Source organism: Halarchaeum rubridurum (genome assembly GCF_014647115.1).
GTDB lineage: Archaea > Halobacteriota > Halobacteria > Halobacteriales > Halobacteriaceae > Halarchaeum > Halarchaeum rubridurum.
The window spans coordinates 12,830-38,654 of sequence record NZ_BMOO01000009.1 but is presented as its reverse complement, the minus strand read 5'-3'; the positions used below and the strand labels follow the sequence as shown (position 1 = coordinate 38,654).

At 57.0% G+C, this 25,825-nt stretch carries 23 protein-coding genes and 2 pseudogenes; 13 read left to right on the top strand and 12 right to left on the bottom strand.

What is annotated here, in order from left to right; translation table 11 throughout:
• The 4 genes and pseudogenes from IEX84_RS13710 to IEX84_RS13695 all read right to left on the bottom strand — a co-directional run.
• Window positions 1-701, bottom strand: a pseudogene (locus IEX84_RS13710) (hypothetical protein); the annotation flags it as partial.
• A gap of 240 nt (window positions 702-941) precedes the next feature.
• Complete coding sequence (locus IEX84_RS13705; protein WP_188873127.1) at window positions 942-2,141, bottom strand: orc1/cdc6 family replication initiation protein; 1,200 nt, start codon at window positions 2,139-2,141, stop codon at window positions 942-944.
• Between the two features lie 469 nt (window positions 2,142-2,610).
• Window positions 2,611-3,099 (bottom strand): hypothetical protein, encoded by a 489-nt coding sequence (locus IEX84_RS13700; RefSeq protein ID WP_188873126.1) that lies wholly within the window; start codon window positions 3,097-3,099, stop codon window positions 2,611-2,613.
• Window positions 3,100-3,115: 16 nt separating this feature from the next.
• Window positions 3,116-3,667: a DUF7342 family protein gene (locus tag IEX84_RS13695; RefSeq protein ID WP_188873125.1), complete on the bottom strand. Its 552-nt coding sequence runs from the start codon at window positions 3,665-3,667 to the stop codon at window positions 3,116-3,118.
• Window positions 3,668-3,710: 43 nt separating this feature from the next.
• Between IEX84_RS13695 and IEX84_RS13690 the strand changes: the two genes are divergently transcribed.
• A complete protein-coding gene (locus IEX84_RS13690; protein WP_407647619.1) occupies window positions 3,711-4,400 on the top strand; it encodes a biosurfactant protein 1 in 690 nt (229 codons plus the stop codon).
• A 343-nt stretch (window positions 4,401-4,743) separates the two neighbouring features.
• On the opposite strand, the pseudogene IEX84_RS13685 reads toward IEX84_RS13690, so the two are convergent.
• Window positions 4,744-5,391, bottom strand: a pseudogene (locus tag IEX84_RS13685) (bile acid:sodium symporter family protein); the annotation flags it as partial.
• 99 nt (window positions 5,392-5,490) lie between these two features.
• On the opposite strand from IEX84_RS13685, the gene IEX84_RS13680 reads away from it, so the two are divergent.
• Window positions 5,491-6,789 (top strand): IS4 family transposase, encoded by a 1,299-nt coding sequence (locus tag IEX84_RS13680; RefSeq protein WP_188873123.1) that lies wholly within the window; start codon window positions 5,491-5,493, stop codon window positions 6,787-6,789.
• Here the strand turns inward: IEX84_RS13680 and IEX84_RS13675 are convergent.
• Window positions 6,767-6,982: a hypothetical protein gene (locus IEX84_RS13675; RefSeq protein WP_188873122.1), complete on the bottom strand. Its 216-nt coding sequence runs from the start codon at window positions 6,980-6,982 to the stop codon at window positions 6,767-6,769. The two genes, IEX84_RS13680 and IEX84_RS13675, sit on opposite strands and share 23 nt — an antisense overlap.
• Before the next feature lie 348 nt (window positions 6,983-7,330).
• Here IEX84_RS13675 and IEX84_RS13670 point away from each other — a divergent pair, with 348 nt between their 5' ends.
• The 4 genes from IEX84_RS13670 to IEX84_RS13655 all read left to right on the top strand — a co-directional run bounded on the left by IEX84_RS13670 (window position 7,331) and on the right by IEX84_RS13655 (window position 10,072).
• On the top strand, window positions 7,331-7,747 hold the full coding sequence (locus tag IEX84_RS13670; protein ID WP_188873121.1) for a hypothetical protein: 417 nt from the start codon (window positions 7,331-7,333) through the stop codon (window positions 7,745-7,747).
• A gap of 176 nt (window positions 7,748-7,923) precedes the next feature.
• On the top strand, window positions 7,924-8,319 hold the full coding sequence (locus IEX84_RS13665) for a DUF7567 family protein (protein WP_188873120.1): 396 nt from the start codon (window positions 7,924-7,926) through the stop codon (window positions 8,317-8,319).
• A 411-nt stretch (window positions 8,320-8,730) separates the two neighbouring features.
• Window positions 8,731-9,468: a metallophosphoesterase family protein gene (locus IEX84_RS13660; RefSeq protein ID WP_229732384.1), complete on the top strand. Its 738-nt coding sequence runs from the start codon at window positions 8,731-8,733 to the stop codon at window positions 9,466-9,468.
• A 31-nt stretch (window positions 9,469-9,499) separates the two neighbouring features.
• The gene (locus IEX84_RS13655; RefSeq protein ID WP_188873118.1) at window positions 9,500-10,072 is read left to right on the top strand and encodes a hypothetical protein; all 573 of its coding nucleotides are present in this window, start codon (window positions 9,500-9,502) and stop codon (window positions 10,070-10,072) included.
• A gap of 13 nt (window positions 10,073-10,085) precedes the next feature.
• On the opposite strand, the gene IEX84_RS13650 is transcribed toward IEX84_RS13655, so the two are convergent.
• Window positions 10,086-11,450: a restriction endonuclease gene (locus IEX84_RS13650; protein ID WP_188873117.1), complete on the bottom strand. Its 1,365-nt coding sequence runs from the start codon at window positions 11,448-11,450 to the stop codon at window positions 10,086-10,088.
• 117 nt (window positions 11,451-11,567) lie between these two features.
• Between IEX84_RS13650 and IEX84_RS13645 the strand changes: the two genes are divergently transcribed.
• From IEX84_RS13645 to IEX84_RS13620, 6 genes are all read left to right on the top strand, one after another.
• On the top strand, window positions 11,568-12,254 hold the full coding sequence (locus tag IEX84_RS13645) for a DUF6166 domain-containing protein (protein ID WP_188873116.1): 687 nt from the start codon (window positions 11,568-11,570) through the stop codon (window positions 12,252-12,254).
• Between the two features lie 864 nt (window positions 12,255-13,118).
• Window positions 13,119-14,480, top strand: a complete 1,362-nt coding sequence (locus IEX84_RS13640) for a restriction endonuclease (RefSeq protein WP_188873115.1) — start codon at window positions 13,119-13,121, stop codon at window positions 14,478-14,480.
• A 290-nt stretch (window positions 14,481-14,770) separates the two neighbouring features.
• A complete protein-coding gene (locus IEX84_RS13635) occupies window positions 14,771-14,992 on the top strand; it encodes a hypothetical protein (protein WP_188873114.1) in 222 nt (73 codons plus the stop codon).
• Between the two features lie 122 nt (window positions 14,993-15,114).
• Entirely contained in the window at window positions 15,115-16,116 is a 1,002-nt protein-coding gene (locus tag IEX84_RS13630) for a DUF6610 family protein (RefSeq protein WP_188873113.1), read from the top strand.
• A gap of 71 nt (window positions 16,117-16,187) precedes the next feature.
• Complete coding sequence (locus IEX84_RS13625; protein WP_188873112.1) at window positions 16,188-16,535, top strand: hypothetical protein; 348 nt, start codon at window positions 16,188-16,190, stop codon at window positions 16,533-16,535.
• Between the two features lie 86 nt (window positions 16,536-16,621).
• Window positions 16,622-17,548 carry an ArdC-like ssDNA-binding domain-containing protein gene (locus IEX84_RS13620; RefSeq protein WP_188873111.1) on the top strand — a complete coding sequence of 309 codons (927 nt, stop codon included), beginning with the start codon at window positions 16,622-16,624 and terminating at the stop codon, window positions 17,546-17,548.
• Window positions 17,549-17,713: 165 nt separating this feature from the next.
• On the opposite strand, the gene IEX84_RS13615 is transcribed toward IEX84_RS13620, so the two are convergent.
• The 5 genes from IEX84_RS13615 to IEX84_RS13595 form a co-directional block, all read right to left on the bottom strand.
• The gene (locus IEX84_RS13615; RefSeq protein ID WP_188873110.1) at window positions 17,714-18,058 is read right to left on the bottom strand and encodes a WYL domain-containing protein; all 345 of its coding nucleotides are present in this window, start codon (window positions 18,056-18,058) and stop codon (window positions 17,714-17,716) included.
• 751 nt (window positions 18,059-18,809) lie between these two features.
• Window positions 18,810-20,384, bottom strand: coding sequence for a hypothetical protein (locus IEX84_RS13610; protein ID WP_188873109.1), 1,575 nt, complete (start codon window positions 20,382-20,384; stop codon window positions 18,810-18,812).
• Window positions 20,374-23,505: an Eco57I restriction-modification methylase domain-containing protein gene (locus tag IEX84_RS13605; protein ID WP_188873108.1), complete on the bottom strand. Its 3,132-nt coding sequence runs from the start codon at window positions 23,503-23,505 to the stop codon at window positions 20,374-20,376. Before IEX84_RS13605 ends, IEX84_RS13610 begins: the two co-directional genes overlap by 11 nt.
• 130 nt (window positions 23,506-23,635) lie before the next feature.
• Window positions 23,636-24,439 (bottom strand): DUF6036 family nucleotidyltransferase, encoded by an 804-nt coding sequence (locus tag IEX84_RS13600; protein ID WP_188873107.1) that lies wholly within the window; start codon window positions 24,437-24,439, stop codon window positions 23,636-23,638.
• Window positions 24,436-25,362: a MarR family transcriptional regulator gene (locus IEX84_RS13595; RefSeq protein WP_188873106.1), complete on the bottom strand. Its 927-nt coding sequence runs from the start codon at window positions 25,360-25,362 to the stop codon at window positions 24,436-24,438. Before IEX84_RS13595 ends, IEX84_RS13600 begins: the two co-directional genes overlap by 4 nt.
• Before the next feature lie 138 nt (window positions 25,363-25,500).
• Here IEX84_RS13595 and IEX84_RS13590 point away from each other — a divergent pair, with 138 nt between their 5' ends.
• The gene (locus IEX84_RS13590) at window positions 25,501-25,824 is read left to right on the top strand and encodes a hypothetical protein (RefSeq protein ID WP_010904196.1); all 324 of its coding nucleotides are present in this window, start codon (window positions 25,501-25,503) and stop codon (window positions 25,822-25,824) included.
• The last annotated feature ends 1 nt before the right edge of the window (window position 25,825 follow it).

The window sequence follows — 25,825 nt, the reverse complement described above, 5'->3', positions numbered from 1 at the left end:
TAGACGTGGACTCGGCCTTCGTCTGCGTTATACCGCCGGTTGTACCAGATGTGCCCGCGCGTCCACTCTATGGAGAAGAGATCCTCAATGCACTCTTCAGGAAACGGGATTTCGAGTTCGACTGGCGCGTCCTTATCCTGCTGGAGCCACCGGACGACGCCGTGGTAGCCCGTCCACTCGTCAGTCGACGGCGTCGCGAGCGGCCAGCCGAGCCGCCAGTCACCGGCGTCAAGGTCGACGTCCTTCCGCTCGAAGTGCTCCTCTTCGAGCCAGAGCGTCGAGTAGCCGTTGTCGGCGTACGTATGCTCGGTCGCGTCATAGTCCTTCCCGCCGTTCCGATACTGGCACTCGATAGCGACGCCGTCACCGTAGTTCGGGTGGCGCTCTACGAACTCGACGAGGACGTCGGCTTGGCGGTCGCCGACGGGCTCTTCGTAGGAGACGGTCGCGTCTGGCCATCGGTCAGCCGCTTTCGAGTACGCGACGGCCTTCATGCGCCGGTGCTGGTCGGACTCTCCGCCACACGACCCGCCGTCTCCCCCGAGATGGTAGAAATGGCGGGAGACGAAGATGTTGCCCCGGAGGTGGGAGGACCGAACACCGAGGTCGCCATCGCACTCGGGACACGTGTATATCTCGCCGGCTTCGGCCTCCGGTGGCGCAATAGGGCCGTTGTCGGCGGACTCAGCAACGAACGGCATATCGACTACTCGGAACTGCGCACGGGTAAAGTTCCCCTGTACAGGCGTCCGTCGCACGCCTCGCGTGTGAGGGAGACCTTCATCTCAGATGTTGGAATCTGGACATCGTAGTCCTGACATGGGGTTCCAGTTGCGTGACTCTAACTCGTTTTGCGCCGCTTCTTTCGCCCGCTTCCACGACACCGTTGTCGCCGGCTCTCGGCTGTTGACCTCATCTCTCGTGGGGGTCAGAGATTCCGACTACGCGGCGTTTGTCTGCTCAATGTCTTCGCGGACATCGATGACCGTTTCGAGGTCCATATCGACTTCCCAAATATAGCTGCGGCCACCGCCCTTGCCGCGGTTCTCTTCGCTCTTAATGACGAATCCGAGCATTTCGAGGTCGTCAAGATGGCGCTGTGCGAACTTGAGTGACGTGCTCGGGTCAGGGTCGCCGTAGGAACGCGCGAGCTGCTGGTAGGACTCCTGGATTTCGCGTGTGCGTGCAGGCTCGCCGTGTTCGTTCTGGAGTCGTGCGGCGGCTTCGAGGACGCGCTGTGCGTTCGTTGTCTGGTCGCTGATCTTGTCGTGGAGTTGGCCGCGGTCGACGTCATCGCGGACATCCTTGACGTGGGCGTCGGTGATGGTGGGGTCGTCAGCTTTCCAGGCGGCGTCTGCGGCGGCGCGTAGCAGATCGATTGCTTGGCGGGCGGAGCCGTCGTCTTTCGCGGCGTACGCGGCGCAGAGTGTTATCGCGGAGTCCTCGCAGACGCCGGGTTGGAAGGCGAGGTCGGCGCGGTGTTCAAGGATGGAGACGAGTTCGTCGGCGTCGTACGTCGAGAAGGAGATTTCGGTCTCCATGAGGGTCGATTTGACTTTCGAGGAGAGGGTGTTGCGGAAGGTGTAGTTGTTCGAGATGCCGATGATGCCGACACGAGCATCGTTGAGGTAGCCGTTTGCGCGTGCGCGAGGGAGCTGGTAGAGGAGTGCGTCGGGGTCAGAGAGATGGTCGACTTCGTCGAGGACGATGAGGTGGGTGCCGCCGACGCGCTCCATCTGCTCGTAGAGTTCGTCGAAGAGGTCACTCGTCGAGTAGCCTTTCGCGGCGTACGGAGAGTGAGTGGCGGGGAGGAGCCCGTTCGCGAGTTCGCGGATGACGCTGTAGGTGGTTTCGCTGTCGCAGTTGACGCGGGAGATGTGGATGGGGTCGGCGGTGTCGCGAGTTTCGACTTCGGCCTGGAGTTCGCCGAGGACGAAGTTGGTGACGGCGGTTTTCCCGACGCCGGCTTTCCCGTAGAGGAAGATGTTGTCGGGAGTGCGCCCGAAGAGGACGTCGAGGAGGGCGTCGCGGTAGTCGGCGATCTCGTCTTCGCGTTCGAGGACTTGGTCGGGTTGGTAGTCTTCGTCCAAGACGTCTTTGTCGCGGTAGATGCCGTCGGTCGCGCCGTCGAAGATCCCCATATTGGCGACATCAACCAACCGGAGGGGCTTAAAACCACGTGTCGAGTGCGTCGAGTGATAGAGTTCTTTAAGTGGTAGAGATAGAGGTGGTGTCGAGTGTAACCACGACGAAGATGGCGTGTGAACTCAGAATCAAGCGCTTTGCCGAAACCGAAAGATATAATCTATACACTACTACTTACTAGCTAGTCTAGAAGAAGAAAGAGAGGAGAGCGTCAGCGAAGCGGACTCAGCACGTCGCCACTCTCCTCATCTCTGCCTCCTCTCGCCGGCGCTAACACTCGACATCTACTCTCCCACCCCTCCTCACACCACCGACTCCCGGGCGTCTCCGGTCGGCTAACACTCGACATCTACTCTCCCCCTCCCCCCACTGTAACACTCGACACCTACTCTGTTCACCTGCACTTCTCTGTCCGAACATTCTTGGCGTCGTGACGCATCACCAGACGCTCGATGAACTCGCTGTCTAGACCGGCCAGGTAGGAAGCGAGGGCGCTCCATTCTCCCAGCGAATCGCCTCGACCGCCGCCGGGAACTGTCGGAGTCGGTCATCAAGGACGGCGAGTGGATGCGCATCGAGAAACGATGCGCGATGCCGATCAACCGGCGTGTCGTCGTGGTTGAGTTGGATGTGACAGGGGCCAAGATCCGGATGATCGGCGTCCTGGTGGAAGCCGAGCATCAGGTTCCGCTCGGGTTCGACCCAGTTGATGCGGTAGTATTCATGGTCGACGTCAGCTGGGTACCAGAAACGAATCTCCAGTCGTGCGGTCGCCGCATCGTAGGAGTCACTCAGGAACGTCGTCGGATCGACATCCGCGATAACGTACCGGGGACGGCGTCGAGACGGCCGATAGCGCACGTCCTCACACCCAGCCTGCCTCGTCAATCGGTCGTGAACGTCGCGGAGAAGAGTCCGCTGTGTATAGCGATCGCGACCGGCAAGAAAGATCATGCTGTGAGAGAAAGGATTAGCTCGTGGCGCGGTCAGCCACGTCGCTCATCTGTTCACGGGCGGCTTCGACGTCAGAGTAGAGTTCCAGTGCATGCTTGATGAGGCGGCGATCCTCCTTGTTCTCACGCCAGAACGCGATGACGTCGCGGCGCTCGCGAAGCTCGGCACTTGCGAGGTCACCGTCGGCGAGCGACTGTTCGAGCTCCTCCCACGTCTCGACGTCGTAGGTCGCCTGCCACGCCTCGATCTCCTCGGTAATCGCCGCCAGTTCGTTGCGTAACTCCTCGCGCGTGTTCTCCTCGATGAGCGTGCGGATTTCCTCGAAGAGTAGTCGCGTGTAATCCGGCTGGTAGCGCGTGGTCTCGCCGGCCTCGACGCGACGCAACTGGCCTTGGTCGACGAGATCCTGCAGTTCCTCGTTGGTCGTACTCCAGGCAGCATCGGCCTGCTCGCTGATCCAGTTGACCGACCGCGGCTCGCGAAGCGTCTCGGCGACCGCTCGAATACGGTCACGGGCGCTCATCGACTCACTCCACGACTGCATTCCATCTCGCGAGGGTTCGGACATGCTTGGCACCTCTTGCGACAGGATTAGCGTTGAACTCCCATATATGTTTGTACTTTCTTGTATAATCAAGAGTGAGTTACGCACGGCCGAGTCAGCGTCGACGACGGTTCTCGGCATCGTCCACCTGGTCGTCGAGTCGCCCACGTTCTACGGCGCTGTCGCGAAGGGCGCCGCTGCGGCGAACCTCCTCTCTGCCAACGAGGCGGAGCCGGCCGTCGACGACTACACCCTCATCTACGACCTCGAAGAGACGCCTGCGCGCCAGGTGGCCGACCGATGGCCGTCGCTCCCCGACGCGGTACAAGCTGCCTCAGCAGCGGGTGAGCAACTGCTCACAGCCGCCCATGACCAGACAGGGTGGCACGGGCAGGGAGCCACGGCGCACCAGCAGCAGGCCCCGACGCGGCTCTACGACCAGCGTGGGGACGGCATCCGCGACGAGTCGGGTCTCGGCGCGGTCCTCGACGACGCCGACGACGCGATATGGCTGGTTCCAGCGATGGCGCTGACCGAATCTACTGGCGAGGCTGCGGCTGATCGCCAGGTGTCGTCGGTACCGACGACTCAGGAACTCGACTGTCAAACCTGTGGACGGGCGACCGACCATCGATTCAAGACCCACGAGTCGGTCCCGGATGCAGCGTGGACGGGCCAACCGATCTGGGAGTGCCGAGTGTGTGGCGCGGCTCGCTACGGATCCAGTCTCGGTAGCGCAGGGCTTGGCGTCGATTAACCAACAGTCTGCAAGTAGTGCCCAGCTTCGTTGGTTAAGGCCGCGAACTCCTGCAAGCTCGACGCCAGTCTCGATGGGGCGTCTTTCCACGCCGGCGAGCGGTGAGGCGCTTCCGATGAAGCAAGAGTCCAAACAGGGCTACCGGATGCATCGTATACTCAGCAATCTCAACCGACTCGACGTCGACCGATTGGACGACGCGGATCGAGAGCGAGTCGAGACCGCGAGAGATCTCCTAGAAGAGGTGAGCCTTCTCACGCGAACAGCAGTTTCGTAGGACGCCTTGGTCGATTCGGCACCTACTTTGGTGTCAACTATTTGTAGCCGAACTCAGTTAAGCCAATTATCGCCACGCGCTTGCGAGGATTCCCGCCCCGACGACGCTAACGAACGAAAAACCGAGTACGACCGCAAGTACATCAGGGTCCGAAAACCCGGCGGTCGCAATGAACAGCGCAATCGCGGCGTTTCGAGCGGCCGTTGTTGTCGCCAACACTTCCCGTTGTTCCCGAATCGGGCCCCCGAAGACGTAGCCCAGCGCTAACGATACCACGACAGCGGCCACAGAAAGTCCAAGCGTCCCCGTCCCGACGAGTGACCACAGTTCACCGTAATAAACACCCAGCAACAGAACGATCAAACCGACGAACGAAATGTCCGACAGTCGCTGGATCGGCGGGTAGAGACGGTTCCATATCGACGTGTACACGAACGATAGCGCCAATCCCGCGAGGAGTGGGACGATCTGAATCTGAAGCACCATCCGCCCGATTGCAACGGCGTCGACAACCACGTCGCCGGGCGCGAGCGCCACCAGCGAGACGGGGATTGTTACAACCGATAGCAGACAGAGGATCGCCATCAGGCCGCTCGCAAACGCGATATCGCTGTCCGAAATCTCGGCGAATTTCGGGCCGAACGGGGCACCGGGAGAGACAGCAAGCAACAGGAACCCGGTCACATACGCCGGTCTGACTGGAACCGTTCGAACGAGGAGGTACGCGACCCATCCGTGTTCGGTTAAGCGGAGAAACCGACAGACAGCGCTCTAGTGACGAAGCTATCGTTGTAGACCGCGTGGGGAGAGAATGTGTTCAAAACGCTCTCCCCGGATCTCATACGACGGCGGTTGACTTCCCTGTTTCCCACCGAGCTAATCGAAGACATCGCGCGCGAGCGCGATGTCGTCCAGCGTGATCGGAAAATCGACATCACGATGCTCGTCTGGACGCTCATCATGGGCTTCGCCGTCGACGGCGAAGCCCGAACTATCGCCGGCTTTCAACGGGCGTACTCCGCAGCAACCAACCAGACCGTTGCCCGCTCCAGCTTCTACGATCGGTTCACGCCGGCCCTCGCAGCACTGTTGAGCGACCTCCTCGAGCACGCTCTCGAGGAGGTTGCGGTTCCTCACACAATCGCGCCACAGTTCGAGCTGTTTCGAGACGTGCTGATCGCCGATGCAACCGTTTTCAGGTTGCATCGGCTCCTCGATGCGTTTCCCGCGACTCACCCAGGTCAATCTGGCGCGAAACTCCACGTCGTACAGAACGCGAGCAAGCAGACGATCGAGCAGTTCCAGCTCACCGACGAATGCACCCACGAGAGCAGCCAACTCCGCACCGGGAGTTGGCTGCGAGGGCGGCTGTTACTGTTCGATCTGGGCTTCTACAGTTTCCGCCGGTTCGCGTTGATCGACGAGAACGGCGGGTTCTTCCTGAGTCGGCTGAAGTCGAACGCGAATCCGTTGATCGTCGGAGAGCGACGGAAATGGCGCGGGCGCGCCATTTCCTTGCCAGAGCGTCGTCTTCGGGACGTTCTGGGAGATCTCAGTCGGGAGATCATCGACGTAACCGTGGAGATCGAGTTCAAACGGCGGGCATACGTTGGGAAGCAGTCAACGGATTCGATGGAGTTTCGCGTCGTCGGTGTCCGCAACGAGGACACCGACGACTACCACCTGTACGTGACGAATCTGCCCGATGAGTTCACTCCGAGGCAGGTCGGGGCGCTGTACGGGTTGCGATGGGAAGTGGAGTTGCTGTTCCGGGAACTGAAGTCGCTGTATGGGCTGGAGAAGTTCCAGACGAGTGATCCAGCGATCGTCGAGCTGTTAGTGGTGGCGGCTCTGCTGACGCTGACGGTCAGCAGAGCATTACTCGGGGTGTTTCAGGAGTTGTTCCCAGAGATCGTGTTCCCCCGAGAACGCTGGGCGAAGACCTTCCGGTCTCTCGCCCAGCTCATTCTCGAAGATCTGGCCCAGTCGTTCGGCCATCCACCGCCGAACCTGTCGGAACTGATGTTTCGTGACGCCCGCCAACCAGAGAAATCGCGGCTCTTACTCAGCGAACGAGTAGCTGAGGCCTTCATGAGACGATCCAGTGCTTAACCGAACACCAATGGTACGCGACCAACGGCACGGCCACGAGATTCACTACTAGAGATTTGATCAGGAGTTGTCGGTCTCGGAGTGCACCGACAAGCTGGGTGATAGAAAGTTTCAGCCCCATCGAGAACATCGTCGAAAGGACGAAGACTGTCGTCACGATCTCGACGACCGTGTCACCTGATATCGCCTCCATCTTGAAGATATATCGGTGTTGGAATTCATCGCATTTGTCTGCTGTCGTATCAGAATGAGAAATCGGCTGCCACCCGTCGATGGGATTCATCGCTCGAGAGAAAGCTGACAGAGTGGTTTGAGGCAACGAATCCTACCGAACTCGTCTGAGAGAGGCGGTCACCATCTGTCGACGTCAATTGCTCAGAAACAAGATCATATTCCCAGCTACTCCTGATTGTGATCACTACACGGCAAAGGGAGGGGGTTGGCGCGAAGAGATAGTCGAGTCGGTCCCTGAGCCGCTTCGTGGCAGCTGCTGTTTTTCAGGGGCCGGAATGGGTGAGCCCCGCCGTAGGCTCGTGATTCGATGACCTCAGAGGACGACCCGTTTCACGACTGCGAGTTGGATCCCGAGGCGATCCTCGGAACACACACCTTCGAAAACGTCCTGTACACCGACGAGACAGAAACCCCGATAAACGTACTGACCGGCGAGACACCGGCACATTCGCAAGCAACAGTCGAGGAAGCGAAGGGGTTCGCTGCGAGTATCGACACGGAGACGCCCCAAATCGCGCTCCCCGCATCCGTCGAGTCGCAGGTCGAAACACAGAGCAAGCCCTACACGGCGGCCGCGTTCTCCCACTTCAACGCGACAGGCTCGCTCGAACGCCACCGTGCTTACCACGCCGCCTACGAGTCGGACGCGTTCGCGGTCGACTTCGAGGCAGACTACGTGTCGGGCGACCTGACCATCACTGTCGAACGAGCGGACGAATCCTGAGACTCCGCCGTCACGAGGAGAGTTTTTTCGAGCGCCGGCGATGGGTGCCGGCGCAGCTGGAGCGAGCAACGACCCCCGGTGCGTTGGCGAGAAGCCAGCAGGCGGGCCGAAGGTCCAGCGCTGGGGTTTTTGTCCGGGCACGAGGGGTGGCCCGGATCAGTCGGGTTAGTCCAACGATGAGTCTCGAAGTACGTAATCGATACAGTGAGGCATTGTTCGAGTTCCTCTGGTGTCCCGTCTGCGGGCAGGAGGTCTTCACTCACATCCCCTTCGAGGGGGTGTTCTGCAAGAACTGCAACACCCAGGTCGAACTCCAGGAATCCCGAGAAACGCGCGGCTACGAGGAGGCCGTGCTCGCCTGCTTCGATTCTACCACGACCTGGAACCTCCACGTCGACGAGAAACTGCGCCGCGACCTGCCTGATGGGTCGGCCCGCGTGAAGATCCTCGGTGCACCGGGCGCCTACAAGGTCGACTGGTGGAGTCCAGAGCCAGGTGAGGACTGGGAGCCAGTCAAGCACGGCGAGTTCGACGACGTCAAGGAGCCTTCGGAGGTCTCTCATTTGGCTTAGCGAAGCACTGCTGCAAATCTAAAACCGAGTCACACAGAGTACTCGCATCGATTAAGTACTCGGTCCCACCATCTGTCTATGAAGTTAATGTTTACTCGATATGACCTCCCTCGTAATGACCGTCTTTCCAGTCCTATCACAGTCCTCGTTCGAGAAGTCTCGCCCTCCAGCAGTAACAAACTCGATTTTGAAGTTACAGTCGAGGATGCAGACGGACATACAATCCCTCTTAAAATCTGGTCGACTCATTCTCTCTCCCTTTCGCTTACCGAAGGTCACCGGTACGAACTGAAAGACGTCCGAGGAAGGTACTGGTCACAGGGTGGAAGTCGACACTACCAGCTCGACAGTACGAAGAACCTGACAGTAATTGAACTCGGTTCGTCCGATGACAACGCGACGCGACTCTTGATGGTCGGCGACACCCACGTTGGTTATCGGCATCGCCGCCGTGATAAGAAAGCAAAAGGTGCCAAAGATCTCGACGCTCGTGATCGCTTCCAAGCGGTAATGGATCAGGCCAACACTCTAGACGCTGATGCCATTGTCCACGCTGGGGACATTTTCGATCACGTTGCTATCGGAGCAGACCGGTCCTTTGTGATAGACGCCCTCAACTCAGAGCTCAATATTCCATTCTACTACATCTACGGGAACCACGACGAGCCTGCTAGCCGTCGAACAGTTGATAGAGCAACTAACGATACGTCGGGGATTGAGCGTCTCTCCAACGATGGAAAATCAGTAGGGGAAGCAGGCGTTACGCTATTCGGGATCGATTACAGCCACGATAGCTTCCCGGGCGAGTCGCTCGAAGCCTCGGTTCAATCAGTACTTTCAAACGCGAATGTATTGGTCGTCCACGATACTCCATATCCCGTTCGGAATGAAAACGGGCACCACATACATCAAAAGAGGGGCGCAGACTTTCGGAAGGCTATTGAACAAACATCGTCTGAAATTGACATCATCGTCTCCGGACACATGCACGTCGGTCAACAGGGCACGCTTGATGAGTTCCAAACACCCGTCCTTGTTACCGGAGCACCAGCACCAATCAATAGCGGGAAAGAAGACAACAACCCGTCAACGTGGCTCCTCCGTGTGACTGAGAGCGGCATTGACGGTATCACACGACACCCTCTCTGAGAACTGGTTGTTTCTGCGCCGGCGGTGTTTGATGTCGACACGAAGTCAACCCCGATTCGTCGAACGAGTGGACCAGGACGGCGAACCTACCAATGACGACCGCGTCGCACAGTTGTATCGACATTCGGACGGCTACCCGGAGAGCGTGCTTCGCAATCTCGCACAGCTGAAGGAACTTCTTGACGCGACCCGCGCCGAGCGAGGACCAGGGTATGCGGCTGCTTCGTTCGTATTCCTCAACAAGCTCTCTACGATCAACCTGTATCTGGATGGTGACCCAGATCGAACGACCGACGCAGCACAGCCAGCAGACCTCCTTGATCCGTCCAATATGGAGCATCTCGACCAGCCGCTGTTCCTGCTGGGTCACGGCATCGAGAATCCGGCCGACGGCATCCACGGCGACGAAGAATACCTTGACGTCGTCGAACTTCCGACGCGGGATCCGTTCGACGAGTCCGCAGAGTGGACAGTCAAAGTAAGCAGCCACTCCGCCTTCCTCCGGTGGGATGGGCCGACCGACGAGGCCTTCGAGCGGGCTAGCTGGCAGTTCAACGGCCCGCTTGAGCACACGCTCGAAGGGATAGTTGCTGAGCCGGCGTGAACGCTTAGCCCGCTCAGATGATGCCGCTGATGACGAGGAGTCCGACGACAAGCAGTAGCGTCGCGACAACGCTCCCCCCGGCCAGCCACTTGTTCTCCATCGCCTTTTCGTGGAGCGGCATTTCGGCGTACTCCTCGCGGAAGGCTTCGAGGTTCTCCTCGTCGTAGAAGTACTTCGTTTTCAACGCGAACCGTTCGGTCACCGCACAGCCCGTACAGACCGGCTCGCCTTCCAGCCGCTCCGTTTTGGTGTGGCTGGTGCAGGCGATCGCCCCACAGTTCGGACAGTACGTGTACGTCTCGTCGACGCCGCTCGCGTCACAGTGGACACACCGATGAATGCCGTCCTCGTCGGTCACTCGTGACGGGCCTGCCGCGTAGTACTCGTAGGGGTAGGTGTACTCCTGGATGCCGGTGGTGTGTCGAACCTCGGGGAGGTACACTGGTTCGATCAACTGGACAGAGATGTCCGAGCGGTTCGGCTCACAGGTCTTGTTGTACGTGACGTTGTTGTCGCCGGTGTAGGTCACCGTCGTCGTGTGGTGCTGCTGGAGGCGCTCGACGGCCCACTCCTTGTACTCCGTCTGAGTCTGTCCGAACCGGCGCTCCTCGACGTCGTCGAACACCTCGCCGAACTGCTCGGCGTCGAGGTCGACCGTCGCGTGGAGGTTCTCGGTGACCAGCGTTGCGACATCTTCGTCGACGACCTGCGGCTGCCCGCGTTCGGCGTGGGCGACGAATCGCGTCCGGTCGTTGATCCGGTGGATGACGCCCACCGACGTCTCGAAGACGGCGTTCGTGTCCGCGGTGACCGCGACCACCGGGCGGAACGTCACCGATGAGTGCGGTTCTGGGAGGTCGGCGGCTTCGATGTTCTCGATGTCGCGGAACGCCTCCGTGACTGGCGCGTCGACGTCGGCGGCCGGGTCGTACGGGCGGAGCGTCTCGTCGCAGAGTATCTCGATGCGCCCGTTGTAGAGGTCGAGGCCGATCTCGTCGGCGATCTCCCGGAGGTCCTCGCCGTCGAGCAGTTCGATTGGGTGTGGGTCGTCGTTCTGCTGGAGTCGGTCGGCGTACTCCTGAGCCGGGTTCGTAAACCGGCCGGTCGTGACGACCATTCCGCGTTTCGGGCCGTCGAAATCGAACGTCGCGATCGCCGAGTGGAGCTTCTGGACGACCGGCCGCCCGACAGTCCCCGTGTGCTTGCACTCGACGATGATCGCACGCCGCGTGCCGTCGACGACCTCTTCCATGATGACGTCGCGACCCTCGTCAGCCGTGCGGTCGGCCTGGCGGACGTTCTCATAGCCGAGGTTGCGGAACACGTCCTCCATCACGTCCTCGAACTCGAACCCCGAGAGATCGTCCAGTACAGCCATCCTCAATTATGTGGACAGTATGTTGCAACTGTCAAATACGTTGCCGAACGCTACGCCGTGCTGTTTGTTGAACCCCTGAGAGGGGTGCGGGGGTCACCGAACCGCCCGCGAGCAACGATGAACGGAAATGTACCTATGGCCAGTTCGGAATCGGTTCCAGTAGCATCGCCCGCACAGTCTCACCGAGACGCAGTCGAGTACGTAGGCTTCCGCGTCGACGGCCAAGCCGTCGTGCTGAACCTCTCGGAACATCGGCGACTCTCCCTCGAGCGCAGTCTGGACCTCGTCAACCACAGTCCGAGCGGGTTCGAGTGGGGATACAGTGGTAGCGGGCCCGCCCAGCTCGCTTGCGCACTCCTGCTCGACTATTACGACGATGAGCAGGTCGCCCGTGAGCACTACATCGCGTTCCGGAATCAGGTGATCTCACAGCTGGAGTGCGACGGTGCCGCGGCGTGCTGGCACCTCACCGGCGAGGAGATCGACGCCGCGATAGCGACCCTTACCGACGACGTCGTCGCGCTCCCCGACGGCGGACAGCCGTCGCCGACGCTTCCCGAGAACTGGCGAACCGTCTCCCGCCCAGACCAGCGGGTCTTCCAGCGCGCTGATCAGGACCATTATATCGTACTCGGGGATGGAAGCGACGAGTGGCTGGTCGTTCTCTGTAGCCAGGGCGACCGTGCATATCCTGCACCGCTCGCACATCGGACGGTTCCCGAGGATGCTGACGTAGAACGGGTAATCCGGGAACTCGCCGAAGCGAGCAACGACCTCATCGAACCCACAGAGGGGGAGCACTGATGGAGACGCTTCGACTGGCGCGAGCCACCCACCAGCTCCTCGAACGTGGTGTCGAGGCCATCGAAAAGGTCGGTCGTGAACTGGAGCGATACAACGACCGGGAGGAGTGATTCGCGACCCAAGCACAGTTATTACCGCCAGAATTACCAGACTGCTCTGGTAATCAGATAATAATCAGATATGGATATCCCCACGGACCGTTCCGAATACCTACCCGGTTTTCCTTTCAAAGCGACACGGGCTATCCTCGTCGTCCTCGGACTATGTCTGCTCGTCTATTCAGTCCCCGTTACGGGGACGTTTGACCAAGTTGATCCTGTAACGCGCTCAACGTCAGTACCGCTTGAATATACGACTACAGGAGGAGAAACCGAGTACGGGACTTTCGATATCCAAATCACGACTCCGACAACTGGCGTCGCTACAAACGGAAGTGTCCGGATACGGATGCAGACCGGGTGGGGGAATCCATATGCCAACACAGAGAGCCCGCCAAGAGCACCGCTTGAAGTCGCCGTTATCGCCGCACCGACATCATGGCGACCCGAACGGGCGGCCAGAGAGGGGACAGTCCTCTTTGCGAACACTTCCACATACGAGCAGGGCGAATACGCGACATTCGAACGAGTACTACACTTGCCAGCGTCGATCGCACCGAAAGGGGTCGGACCTACGGAGGCGACATTATACTATTACGCGGCGTCAAACGCTGGAACCAATCGTTTTGAGATACTTCGAACCTACACAGTATATCGACCGTTCTGGGAACGGCCACGGGCATGGGGACTGCTCGCTGCAATAGTTCTCCTAGGTGCAACACTACCGACGTTCAACCAGTCGGTTCGTAACCGTCTCGCCGAACCGGTGCAGCGCTACGCTGATCGACAATGGCGCCAGGATCTCCTTTCCAAAGCACAGAGACTCGACGACAAGTTCGACACAGAGACTACAGCCAGCGCGGGATCACCAGTTGAACAGTCTATTCAAGCAGCTCCGCGTGAGAATCTTCAGGATTGGAGTCAGAGGCTGGAACAGTTCGCAGTACTGAACCAGACGCTCTCAAGACTCCCTTTCGAGGAGTTACCGGTTACAAGGACAAAGGTTCGGTCACTCGCAGCCCAGACGTGGAGTGACAACGATCCCGCAACCGCGAGCGATCTAAATGACGTGCTTACGGGGATTGATATTGGCTTTGAAGTTAGAATTCGTGGCCAAAGCTACGATGGGGCCAAGCTGCTTGACCAAACCCTTGCTGACTTTCCGTCCTCGGAAGATGACCAGCTTGAACAGGCTGCTGCAGAGATAAATCGATTCGAGGACGCCCGAGCAACCGTCGAACAGTGGAGTCAGCCCAGTAGTAGTCCGGCAGACTCGGGGAAAAGTAAGCTGGCTGTTCGTGTCGATAGCCAAGTGGTTGAGCCAACAGCGATCTGGGAACGTCTTGATACCATCTTGACTGAAGGAACTCTCGATCAATTCTGCGAGCAAGCAAAGGCGGTTGAAGATTTCGCAGCTAAGACCGAACCACTACGAAGCAACAGTGGGTCGTCTCATCCCTTATCAGCTGGCCAAGCACAGGATACAACGATCGAGGACGCCTGTAATGCGGTTCGGGAGGGCGATCTAGATGCCATCGAGAAGGCGATGGTGAAGGCAGAGGCATGGGTCGCCGAGCAGGAAGTGGCACAGATGTTCGCAACTACGGACTTGTCTCACAGTTCTATCGACCCGACTGATATCCAGAATCGGGTTGACCAAGCCCGCGCCACTAACGACTACACTCGCATCAAATCAATCAGGGATGAAGTAATGGCCCAGCTTGACTCGACGTGGCAGCCATCGGATCTGCTTTCATTAACGCCAACGCAGTTTGAAGAGGTTCTGGGACAGCTTTATCAAAAGAATGGATACGACGTCCAGGTCACACAGCAATCGGGAGATAGAGGAATTGACGCTATTGCACGCAACGGCCAGCGAACAATCGCTATTCAGGCCAAACGCTACGATCCTAACGGGGCCGGGAACGTGTCTGGTCCAGAGGTCCGAAACGCAATCGGTGCGACAGTACAAGAAGGCGCAGATGTCTGCGTGGTCGCAACATCGTCTGGATTTACGCAGGACGCAAGGCGGGCTGCTATGGAAACAAAAGGTGTAGAGGTACAGCTACTGTCTGGACGGGATGTAATCGAAAAGCTCTCGAAGAGTCAAATTCCAAATCCGACCTAAGTTCGTTTTCCGAAAGGCAAGAACATCCGATCGAGTCTATTATCCCAGATTCTATAGTAGCATCCGGAGGCTGAAGGCGCCGATAGGTTACAAGCATCACCAGCGGGCGAGAACGGGGGCTCTCAAACATCGAGCGCGTCAGCGACGACCTGCAGGAGAAGGTCGACCAGTTCGAAGAGCGGGAGGACGCGCTTCGTGAGCGGTTCCGAGATGCGATGGCCTGACGCCGCATTGGTGACGTAGTCGTCTGTTCTGTTTTTCTCGCCCTGGAGGGGTGGAGGCCAACCGAGATGGAACAGTCCACGATTAGCGATGGGAGTGACGACGAATTCCCACCTGTGAAGCGTCTTGAAGCACCGAATTACCGATTGATCAAGGCCGGTATCGCGACGATTCCGGATATGGAAACCCTCCAAGAGTGTGTTGCCTACGAGAACGCTCACAAGAATCGGACGCAGATCCTGCGCCGGCTCAAGTGGAAGGCTGAAGAGCTGCGTGAGGACGAAGAGTAAGCTCTATTCTTAACCAACACACTCCGCATTAATTCCCTATTGTTGGTTAAACTGCGGTACCCCGGTTTTTCAGGCCCCTGAACGGGTGCGGGGCAGCCAGCAGCGGCCTCGCGAGCCTAATCATGTCCCTCGAGCTGAGCTCCAGCGCCAGCACCGCCCGCGAAATCGCCGCCGCCAGACAGGCAGACTACGTGGCGTTTCTGCATCGAGCCCCGTTTGTCGTCGACGCTTTCGACCTCGGGTTCCTTCCCGGCTTTCGCGAGGACTGTGGGTACCAGGAGGCGCAGTATCAGAACCTTAGCCTCCCCGTTGGGATGCTCGACAACGATTTCCGGAATCCCGATCTGGAGCGGTTCGTCGACCGTTTCTTCGAGTACGAACCACAGGTCGGGGTCATCGGGGACGTCGACGAAATCGACGACGTCGACGCCCACGTCGCTGCGGCTCGTGAGATCCAAGCGAGCTACCCCGAGGCCGAGCTCATCGTCGTTCCGAAGTCGCAGGCGGTGATCGACGCGATTCCCGAGACCCTCGTCCTCGGGTATTCACGGGGATACGCCGACCGCCTGGCCCACGAGTTCTCCGACCCTGCCGATTGGAGAGGGCGGCGCGTCCACATCCTCGGCGGGAGTCCGCCCAAGCAGCTCGACGCCATTCGACAGCTGACCAGGCCGACACTCACGGACGAGCCACCAGCCGACATCGTCGGCGTCGACTGGAACGGGCTGCATCGCGGCGCGCAGTTCGGTGAGTTCTGGACGGCCGACGGCTGGGACGACAGCGGTCGCGACGCCGACCACGTCACCGTGCGAAAGACGGTGCGCCACAGCCTCGCTCGCGTCCGTGAGTTTTGGAGGACCCACGGAATCTGGCCCGAGACGACACCGCAATACGAGGGGCTCAACGTCGAGTACGAGGGTCCGAGTCCTGTCAATCTCGAGGACGCTGCCTGTACCGAGTGCGGGACGAACGTCTGGCGAACTCGCCGCGGCCCGTACGTGGCCGAATACGATACCGGCGCAATCTGTGGATACTGCAGCTACGAGTGCTACTTCAGCCACCGTCATCGGAATAACCTGGAGGAGATCGTCGGCGAGCAGAGCGTCTACCTCCCGTCGGCGTGATTTCGCGACCTGTTTTTCGTGCCCCCAGAGAGGGCGAGGGCTTCTTCGAAAGCTCTCAGAGGTGACTTCCAGTGAGTCAACAACAGCGTCCTGACAACGTCTCGATCGACGAGATTCCGGTCGATATCGACAACACGCAATCAGCGGAGGTCGATCCCGCCGACGTCCCCGACGAAATCGAATCTATCACCCGTGGGCTCGCCGGCGAGCAGCCGCCGACGAATCCGCTCGTCGTGCTGAAAGCGGCCCGGTGGTGGTACATTCACGGCAAGGGCGGCACGGATCCCGCCTTCCAGTGGGCCATCGAGTGGGCGCGTCATCTTGCGACCGACACGCCCAGTGACATCGAGCGGTTCGACGAGTTCCTCGAGTACCTCGTCTCGGTTGGCTTTGCGAACGAACGCCACGAGCTCCGCTGACCGACAGAGCGGTTTTTGAACGCCCCTGAGGGGTGCGGCGCGGTCTGAACAGACGCTGTCGCCGTGAACTCGATTCGGTGAACACGATGTCTACGACCAGAGACTCGTCGGTCTCCTTCGACCAGACCGACACGCGATCAGACGAGATGAACAGTACCATCGAACAGTGGATCGACGACCTCGTCGCCGGCGTCGACGACGCACAGGCCAGCGACGAGTTCCAGGAGTGGCTCGACCTCCAGAGTCGCTTCCACGACTACTCCTACCGGAACACGCTCCTCATCAAGCGGCAGTGTCCCGAGGCGAACCGGGTGGCGGGCTACCGGACGTGGCAGGAGGAGTTCGACCGCCACGTCACGGAGGGTGAGTCGGCCATCTGGATCTGGGCGCCGATCATCACCAAGCAGTGCCCGGAGTGCGAGAATTCGCCGAGCTACCACGAGGACAGTGACTGTGAGTACGACGAGACGCCACCCGAGGAGTGGTCCGAGGGCCTGGTCGGGTTCAAGCCCGCGCCGGTGTTCGACGTCTCCCAGACCGAGGGCGAGCCGCTTCCCGACCTAGACACAGAAGCAACCGGGGACGCCGGCGACCTCGTCGAGCAGTTGACTGACGCCGCTGACGACCTCGGCGTGACGGTGCGGATCGTTCCAGCCGAGGAGTGGACCCACGGCGAGGCGAAGGGCATCTGCGAACAGTTGAGCCTCGTCGACGTTCAGCCGCTCGTCGAGGTGCGTGATCGGGAGAACGAGGCCGACCTCGCGCGGACGCTGATTCACGAGTACGCACACGCCCTGCTCCACTTCGACGTCGACGACGACACCGAGCGGGCAAAACGCGAAGTCGAGGCCGAAGCCGTCGCGTACGTCGTCGGGCGGTACTGCGGGCTCGACACTAGTAGGTCGGCATTCTACCTCGCTGCGTGGGAGTCGGACGATCCCGAGGTCGTTCGCGAGCGGCTCGGACGGATCAGTCAGACGGTAGAGGAACTCATCGACGTCCTCGGAGACTGACTCTCGCGCTTAGTTAACCAACAGAAAATGGCTTAATATCGTTTTGTTGGTTAAAGGTAGACAGGACGCTACTTCTTCACTCTATTCAAATCCTAAGACGGAGGGTTCAAATTCGGTAAATAGCTCCTGCTCAGTTCTCAGCACAACTGCGGTTGCGACGGCCGGCTACTTCGGAAGGCTCTTGAATATCTTACTCATGTCGCTATCATCAGGATTGTAGTGAGGGGGAGAATTCGCTCGAATATCTCTTTCAGTGAGTTGGACGTTTCGCATACGGTCTAATCGATCTATTCGCCAGAACGGCATCTCACTAGGATAACCAGATTCGCTGTAACCTGCAATCTGGTAGGCGCGGAGAACGTGGTTTCCAGTGTCCTTGTGAACCCCATAACACCAGGGCTCTACTTCGCGAGTATGATACCCAACCTCCTCTTCCCCACTGTAGTCGAATACGATTATCTTCCTCTTTTCCATCGCTTCTAAAATGAGTTCATCTACCGATTTCGCCATAGCATAATACTCTGACAAGTGCGGATAAGTCTACCGTGACGTTTTTAAAAGAGAGTTGAGATCCAAGTCGCCGCTATTGAAATGTATGCTTGTGTCTATCATCGGTTCCTCATTCAATTCCGAGACAAGATTACTGCCATCAAGTCTCTGAGGATGGTCCACAACCTGTGGCCGGAAGGCCATCCGGTGGCAGAAGTGCTCCACGAGCGGCTCAGTGGCCCTGCGGAAGCCGTCGCTCCGGACGGGGGCCGAACGGGCGACGTTCGTGACCGACTGGTCGTCGGCGAGAACGCACGATCGCATCTCCATTGTCTTAACCAACAAAACTATGGATTCGTGGGCTGTGTTGGTTAACACGAGAGTAGCTGATGTCCTACGAACCCCCGACCCCTCCGGCGCACCGCCTGAGGATTCGTGAATACTCGGAGTAAGTGAATTTCCATTACGGCGGAGTATCCATACAACTGCTTTCGCGGTCACGAGTGGGTAGCCGAAACCGCACTCGTCTGGGAGCAGCTTCCCGAAAAGAGGCCTGCCGAATCAAGTGGTCACGGGACCTCTTGGAACCGATCACCGAATTATTGTCCGAAGTACGAACCGAATTGGTGAGGTGTGGAAAAGATGGACGCGTTCCAAGACGTGGTAGAACCACTCACCAGAGACTTCTGATCCTTCACGATGCAAAATCTTGGAAGCATTCGAGTGCTGTCGCTTCATACTGGGTAATTTCTTTCTTTTATATATCAGGTGGTTATTGTAGGTCTTTCCAACTCTCCAAGGCATCTATCGCTTCAATCTTCCGCTTATTCTCCTCAATCCTGTTGTTTAGATCATCTATGTTATCATTAACATCATCTTTAACTCGATCCATATCATTGGAGTCTTCTAAATATTTGAGGACATAATTCATATTCGTGTTCTTACTTTTACTCAATGTATGACGCTCTAAGTCGCGAACCTCAGGAAAGGCATCTAAGAAGATTTCACGCAGGACGATCGTGTCCCTCGCGGTAATTGTTGGACTTCCACCGGAGTGAACGAGCGCGTTTCTAGTTTCAAGTAACCGTTTATAGAGAGGGGTGATATTATCCAGTGAGCAAAGACGGCCAGTTCGTTTAAGAACGTCCACGCTGCTGCTGTCCTCAGGGTCCGTGAAAGAAAGATCTTCTAGTGCTCTCCAATAGGCAAAAAATGACTCACGAGGGTAATTGGCAACTGCAGCTGAAATGAATCCTTGCAACGCAGATGCGAGGGTATACTCTGTCGGACGACCGTAGGAAGGCGGGAATTTCTGAAGCCCCAATTCTTTGTATGTGCTCTGGAATTGGTGGTCTAGTTCCACGGGGTTCCCAAATTCGGCGGACATGATCTCCGCGTCTAAGAGATCTCCATCGTCACAAACCAATATGAACGCCGGTCTCTCGACAATCACAGTTTCATCCGGAAGATTTGAACCCAGCAATTCATTTAGCGTCTCTTCTCGCAATAAGTCAGAGTTATAGAAAATCGAGTAGTTTATCTTCCCAAGTAGAATGTTGATTATGTCCTGGGCTGACGTGACACCCTCTTCAGAGGAAGGAGCCGTTATGGTACACCGCCAGTACCAATTCGAATTGTATGGGGTTGGGTGAAGACCAAGGCTCTCGAGTAGATCCTCAAAAGTCTCTGTCCCTGATAGAATGTCATCAATAGCTGCTGAATCGAATAAGGATGCAACTTCTGAATTCTCCACACGCTCAATTTCTACACCATCAACCAAAAACTGGTCTCGTACAGATTCCCCAATATTCAATGGGAAATAGAATTCAAATTCCCGTTCATCAAGAGATTCAACTAAATCTTCTAAAGAAGATTCAAACCGTTCAACTACATCTTGGTCTGAAGGGTTAACAAATGGCGAATCTTCTCCGCTATTCGACTCCCGATCATCACTTCCAGCCATCCCCGCTATATCCATCAATTTGCTATCCAAATCAGATTGCTCCGAAGATGTGTTGCCAGCACTTTCCTGCCCCTCCTCTTGCGGCCGTTGGCGTTGATATCTCTGTACGACATCCATTAGTGCCCGATGGACTAGACGTTCCCAGCGATCTGCAGAGTAGCCCTCCACCGTCGCAGCAAGATCAAGATGTTCTGGCTGGTCGCCGGTATCAATATAATTCGCAGCAATCGCGCCAACTAGTACCGGATAGTTTTCTGTACCAGTGACTAGAATCTCACCTAACCGGTCTTCACCCGGAGTGATTTCGACAGAGCCATCCTCTTGGCTCTTTATAATTTCCTTCAATTCTTTGAAAGCATCCGCAATGAAGTCTTCACGACTCATCGAGATAATCACCATTCTTGAAGGCGGATCGAACGAGCTCGAAGTACTCTGAATCCATCACTCTTGGATCGCGAACAAATCCGAAATCGTTCAAAACGCGACCTACAATTTCGGAATCCTCAAACCCATAAAGATCGAAAGCAGCCGCGTCAATTTCTGCGCGAACTTCTCTTCTTGCCTCTTCTGACCCCAGCTCCTGTATACCTAATCTCTGCTTTTCCTTTTCAAATGGCTTCCCGACTAAGTTCAATTTCCCTACTCGGTGTTTGATGGGATCAAACAGGTCGTGGTCTTCCGAGACAAACGGGACACGCGTTTCAAATAGTATATAATTCGGGACGGACGTGGCGATTTTTTGACGTAGCAAATAATCGTATGGGATACTATTCAACAAACCTAAGAGGACTAATCGACGCCCTAAGTCCCCTTGGTCGCCAAAGTATGGATCGAGACCACGGAGCGAGTTCACATGGAAATAGTCTGATGGGAGTAAACAAGCAATCATACTCCGCTCGTTAGTGTTCCTGGTGATCCGTCGGTAGACAATTCGTGGTGACTCTGCTTTCAACTTCTCAGAATTTCCTGTTCGCTTTTGCTCCCGCAAATATTCTCTAGTTGACAGTCCTTGATCGGTTGATTGGGGAATCGTCCAGAGATCAGGCTGGTTAACTTCCGCCTCAGGTACATTCTGATAAGCATACTGGTATATGTTCTTACCCCGATAAATTGGGTCACTTGCCTCGTACGGGGCCTCTGAGATGTACTTACTATCTGTTGTTTGATTGAATTCACCGGATGGTCGTATAGACCAACCTTCAGCGGTCTCATGATCTTGGAGAACCGGCGCTTCAAGCAACCGCTGTAAGGCCCTATATTGAATATCGCGCTCCAAAAGTGGAAATGCTTGTGTGTTCGGGGAGAATCGGTATACGAAATCAGGATCCAATTCGAAATAATTCCGCTCATCCGTCAAATCCTCCGGGGTAACGAAACCGGATCCCAATTTGAACGTACCCGGCTGTTCCGTCGTTTGAGCGACTACAACCGCATAACGGAACCTCCGATCAATCTGATCAAAGGTATTTTGATTTCTAAAAGTGGCTACTCGTTCGATATCTGTCGTTTCTAAGTATCTGCGCCGTATATGCCTTGAACCGGGAGCAGTCAGTACTGATGCATCAACTAACGAAGCGACAACCCCGCCTTGACGTACGACGTCATGGGCACGATGGAGGAAGAACGAATCTAGCACATCGTTTGTTCGTCGCCAGCTACCGGAGTTGGGAAGATAATACTGCCACCCAGATTTTAAAAACTCCAATGTCGATGAGTTGACCGCGTCGCGTAGGCCAGACTCAGACCATGATCCATGGAACAAGACAACGTCGAAACCCCCACGTTCCATGACAAGGGGAAATTCAAGTGGCCAATGGAAAGGATCTACATCTCCGACATCTTCTTGATCGCTATGCTCGCTATTATTGGATAGTTTATATTCAAGCTGGTGGTCAATAGCCTCCGTTCTTTTACGTATTTGTTCTCTTATCGTGACTTGTGGATTCGAATTAGACTGAATATTACTTCGGTACTCTTCCAGATGTGTACGAACCTCATTGGCGGTCGATTGTGCCGACACCGTTCCGTGTGGATGTTCAGATGTCAGATCGTCATTTTGGAAGAATGCGGAGAGAGGCAACTGGTTTGACCAATGTGGTGGATCCGAACTAAATGGCTTGCCGACGATACTGTTCCCTTGCTTGAAGTTATATTCGCTCCGCGGCGGAATCGGATCCTCACCCGGATTTAGGGTGCAAAGATATGCTAACTCCAGGCGGAAACGAGTCAGTGAGACGGCTTCGGGATCAATATCAACACCGAATAAGTTCTGCGTGATAGTGGTCCACACACGGTGAGAATTCTCCCCATGACTATCTAGATCCGAAGGATACGAGTATGAATCGGTGGGAGTCGGGACATTTTCGACAGAGGCGATGTACCTCCGCAACCGAACGAGCGAATCTAATGCAGAATGAAGGAATACCCCACTTCCCATGGCTGGATCAACAATGTGTAGGTCTGGAATAATATCTGTAGCAACTATACTGAGAAGCTCTCGGTTCAATTCTCTCCGATCTGTATCAGCAGGATCAGCTTCAGACGTGAGGTCAGTGCCAATGACTTCGGAGAGATCTGTATAAGTCTCGGAGACAGTAGTGTTTATTCGTTCCAGTACAGCGGATTCAACCGCTTCAGCTGTGATACTCGTCGTGAGTTCTGCAGGCGTTTGATAGGTTTCCCCCTGCTTATTTGTCAAGTGGCGCTCAAGCGCCACGCCGATGGTATGTGCGGTGACTTCATCCAAACCACCCCACCCGCTGTCTGTCAATAACCAATCAAACCTGTTAAACTCACTTTCGAATCGATCACAGAGCAACTGAACCGTCTCATCGGACACAAATGACAAACCATTTTCCTGATTGCTTAAGGACTGCCGCAATGGTTTGATCGTCTCCGGAACCGAGGTGGAGGCGGGAAACGCAGTGTTTTGAAAACGTTCAACGAAACTAACACTAGAGTTACTCGATTTTTCTGAAATTACCTTTGCTCGCAGCGCAGAAAGAACCAGACATCTTGCAACAGACCTAGAATTTCCTGCTGAATCAGGGATCTCGTGGTCTACTTTTTTCGCAACGTCCTTGATAAGGTTCGAGAACAGGTTCGAAAACCGGCTGTTCAATTCAGATTTCGCGAGCGCGTCAAATCTTGAGCGCGGTGATTCTGGATCCAGAGCGTTGAGCCGATCAAGCGTCTCTCGAAGTTCCGCCCGGTTATTTGAATCTACTCTTGGTTCGAACTGATGATACCGGATCGACGGTGTGCCAATTGGTTTCGGAATGTGTCCGACCAACCACGCGTCTTCAAGATCCTCTTGTAGGATTATCGCACAGGATAGATCCTGTTCAAATTCAAAACTGATCTCAGAAACATCGTCTGTAGTAGTGCTCGAGACTCCAAACCAATCGATGCGGTTTGGGCCGAAGCCAAGCTCATTAAACGTTTGACGGACCGCCGAAACTGAATCCCATGTTCGAATGTCCGCTGGTGTCAGCTCTTGGTTCACGTCGTTCCAGCTCCTTATCCCACAACCAATAGAGATGCATAAAGAAGTACCCCATCACAATCACGGGATCAAACGGGGCCGCGTTCCCCGACCAGACGGCCGCCTTCCCTCCCCGTAGGTAGTGATTGAGCTACTCCACGGGATGGACTGTGTCGCCATCTCGACGGACCCGGTCGAACGTTGAGAGATACGCGATCCGGTCGTGAACCTCGTCGGTATCCAGCTCCAGTTCCGTGGCCAGTTCGTCGACGGTCATCGGTTCGTCGAGTGCCTGGAGGACTTCGAGCCCCCGGTAGTACCTATTCGTGAGCTCCTGGACGCGGTCTTCGATCGGCGTGGTCACCCCGTATCGCTCCTCGAGTTCGACTAGGGCCTCGTTCGCGAACGTGGCGAACTGATCGTCACCGAGGCGTTCGATCTGGGCTTCGAGTTCTTCCCGGACGACGTCGTAATCGAGGCCGGCCTGTACGAGCATATTCATGTCCTCGATGTCGTCGTCGCGGCCTGCGATTGCCTTGAACAGGAAGATATCCTCGTTGCTGACCAGCCGGACCGTCAGTCGATCTGTGTCGAGGAACGGCTCGCTGCGCTCTTGCATGCCGTCGGTGAGCACGAGCTTGTTCGCGACCTGCTGGTTGAAGATGTCGAGGCGACACCCATCGTCGTTCTCGACGCAGCTCGTTGCCCCCAGCGCCCGATAATCTGGATCCAGCGACTGGACCTCCGCATACCCGAGGTCCATCAGGACGGCCCACAGCTGACCGTACGCGTCGCCATCCGGGACGACTAGGTCGATGTCTTTCGTCGCCCCCTTGAGGTCGCGCAGCGACATCGCGCCACCACCGATCAGGTAGACCGTGAGCGGTTCAGATAGCCCGTCTCTGATTCGCTGGAATTCGTTCTCGATGTACTCGCGTCCGAATGTTGGTCTCATTGTGGTAGTGGCACCTCGTAGTCAGCCGCTAGCTCCTGGAACTCGTCCCACTCCGGGAGACGGTCGTCGTCGACCTCGCCGTGCGTCTCGAGGTAGCGGAGCAAGGCGTCGATTTCGTCTTCGAGGCCATACTTCGCCGCCTGCTCTCGGAGGTCCTCCTCGTCGACGTCGACGTGGCTGAGCAGGAGGAGACAGTACGAGCGGTGGCGGCTGCCGTCGTCGATCAGCAGCGTGTGACAGCAGAGCTCCGCCGGCGAGACTGCGTCGAGGTCTTCGGAGTAGACGTAGTAGCGGTGGCCGGTGAGCAGGAACTGGAGGTCGAAGGCCGCGAATCGAGCGAGGCCGGTTTCGTGGAACCCCTCTGCGTCGATCTCCTTCTCGGCCTGCGCGAGGAATTCGTCGTAGCCCTCCCAGAGAATCGTCCCCTTCGGGGCGACGGCTTCGAGGCGCTGGCGATGCAGCTGGTGTGCGAGTTCACGGGCGAACGCGTGGAGGCGGTCGAAGTCGGCGTTGAACTCGTAGTGGCCGTCGGCCGTCCCGACGAGACCACGGTCACGAAACCGCTTGAGGACGCGGTTGACCGTGTTGCGGTAGTTGTCGCTCCGGTCAGCGATTTCGGAGACGGTTCGCGGCTGGTCGAGGTAGTACAGCACCTCGAGTGCCTTGCCCGTCAGCAGTTCGGGGAAGTCGATGTGGGAGTGCTGGCGGACGAGGTCCCGGTAGAGTTCGACGGCGCGAGCATCCGACGGAACGACTCGTTTTCGCCGCCCGTCGCGTTCCGTGTAGACGAGTCCCTTTTCGACGAGGTCGGCGACGGCACGAGAGAGGTAGCTCTCGCTGTGGTTGAGCTTCGTCGCGAGTTCGGAGATCGTGTCGCCGCGGTCGACCGTGGCGAGGACCTCGAGTTCGATACGCCGGAGCACGGTGTAACATAGTACGAAACTTGTATATAAAGAAGTTTCGAGTAGTGTTACAGTCAGCGGTCGCGAGAACTGTCTCCATCGACTTAACCAACAAAACTATGGATTCGTGGGGCGTGTTGGTTAACACGAGAAGAGCCGATGTCCTACGAACCCCCGACCCCACCGGCGAACCTCCCGACGGAGATCGTCAACACGCTCAACGAGTCGGACCCGGAGCAGCTCCGAGACGTTGCGACGTACGCTGAAGCGCTCGCCGAGCACAAGGAACGAGAGGCCCGTCTCGAGGAGTCGGCAGATCAAGAAGAGGTCGAAGAGCGACCGGACGATCTCCCGGACGACGTCCCTGCCAAAGCGACGATCACGATCAAGGAGATCAACGACAACCGCTACTACTACTGGCAGTGGCGGGAGGGCGATTCAGTGAAGTCCAAATATAAAGGGCCGGTCAACCCGGACGAATAGC

What these genes read in the sequence shown, in the direction of transcription:
- IEX84_RS13705 (WP_188873127.1), bottom strand. Translation starts at nt 2,141, where the DNA reads ATGGGGATCTTCGACGGCGCGACCGACGGCATCTACCGCGACAAAGAC.
- IEX84_RS13700 (WP_188873126.1), bottom strand. Translation starts at nt 3,099, where the DNA reads ATGATCTTTCTTGCCGGTCGCGATCGCTATACACAGCGGACTCTTCTC.
- IEX84_RS13695 (WP_188873125.1), bottom strand. Translation starts at nt 3,667, where the DNA reads ATGTCCGAACCCTCGCGAGATGGAATGCAGTCGTGGAGTGAGTCGATG.
- IEX84_RS13690 (WP_407647619.1), top strand. Translation starts at nt 3,711, where the DNA reads ATGTTTGTACTTTCTTGTATAATCAAGAGTGAGTTACGCACGGCCGAG.
- IEX84_RS13675 (WP_188873122.1), bottom strand. Translation starts at nt 6,982, where the DNA reads ATGGAGGCGATATCAGGTGACACGGTCGTCGAGATCGTGACGACAGTC.
- IEX84_RS13670 (WP_188873121.1), top strand. Translation starts at nt 7,331, where the DNA reads ATGACCTCAGAGGACGACCCGTTTCACGACTGCGAGTTGGATCCCGAG.
- IEX84_RS13665 (WP_188873120.1), top strand. Translation starts at nt 7,924, where the DNA reads ATGAGTCTCGAAGTACGTAATCGATACAGTGAGGCATTGTTCGAGTTC.
- IEX84_RS13660 (WP_229732384.1), top strand. Translation starts at nt 8,731, where the DNA reads ATGGTCGGCGACACCCACGTTGGTTATCGGCATCGCCGCCGTGATAAG.
- IEX84_RS13655 (WP_188873118.1), top strand. Translation starts at nt 9,500, where the DNA reads ATGTCGACACGAAGTCAACCCCGATTCGTCGAACGAGTGGACCAGGAC.
- IEX84_RS13650 (WP_188873117.1), bottom strand. Translation starts at nt 11,450, where the DNA reads ATGGCTGTACTGGACGATCTCTCGGGGTTCGAGTTCGAGGACGTGATG.
- IEX84_RS13645 (WP_188873116.1), top strand. Translation starts at nt 11,568, where the DNA reads ATGAACGGAAATGTACCTATGGCCAGTTCGGAATCGGTTCCAGTAGCA.
- IEX84_RS13635 (WP_188873114.1), top strand. Translation starts at nt 14,771, where the DNA reads ATGGAACAGTCCACGATTAGCGATGGGAGTGACGACGAATTCCCACCT.
- IEX84_RS13630 (WP_188873113.1), top strand. Translation starts at nt 15,115, where the DNA reads ATGTCCCTCGAGCTGAGCTCCAGCGCCAGCACCGCCCGCGAAATCGCC.
- IEX84_RS13620 (WP_188873111.1), top strand. Translation starts at nt 16,622, where the DNA reads ATGTCTACGACCAGAGACTCGTCGGTCTCCTTCGACCAGACCGACACG.
- IEX84_RS13615 (WP_188873110.1), bottom strand. Translation starts at nt 18,058, where the DNA reads ATGGCGAAATCGGTAGATGAACTCATTTTAGAAGCGATGGAAAAGAGG.
- IEX84_RS13610 (WP_188873109.1), bottom strand. Translation starts at nt 20,384, where the DNA reads ATGAGTCGTGAAGACTTCATTGCGGATGCTTTCAAAGAATTGAAGGAA.
- IEX84_RS13600 (WP_188873107.1), bottom strand. Translation starts at nt 24,439, where the DNA reads ATGAGACCAACATTCGGACGCGAGTACATCGAGAACGAATTCCAGCGA.
- IEX84_RS13590 (WP_010904196.1), top strand. Translation starts at nt 25,501, where the DNA reads ATGTCCTACGAACCCCCGACCCCACCGGCGAACCTCCCGACGGAGATC.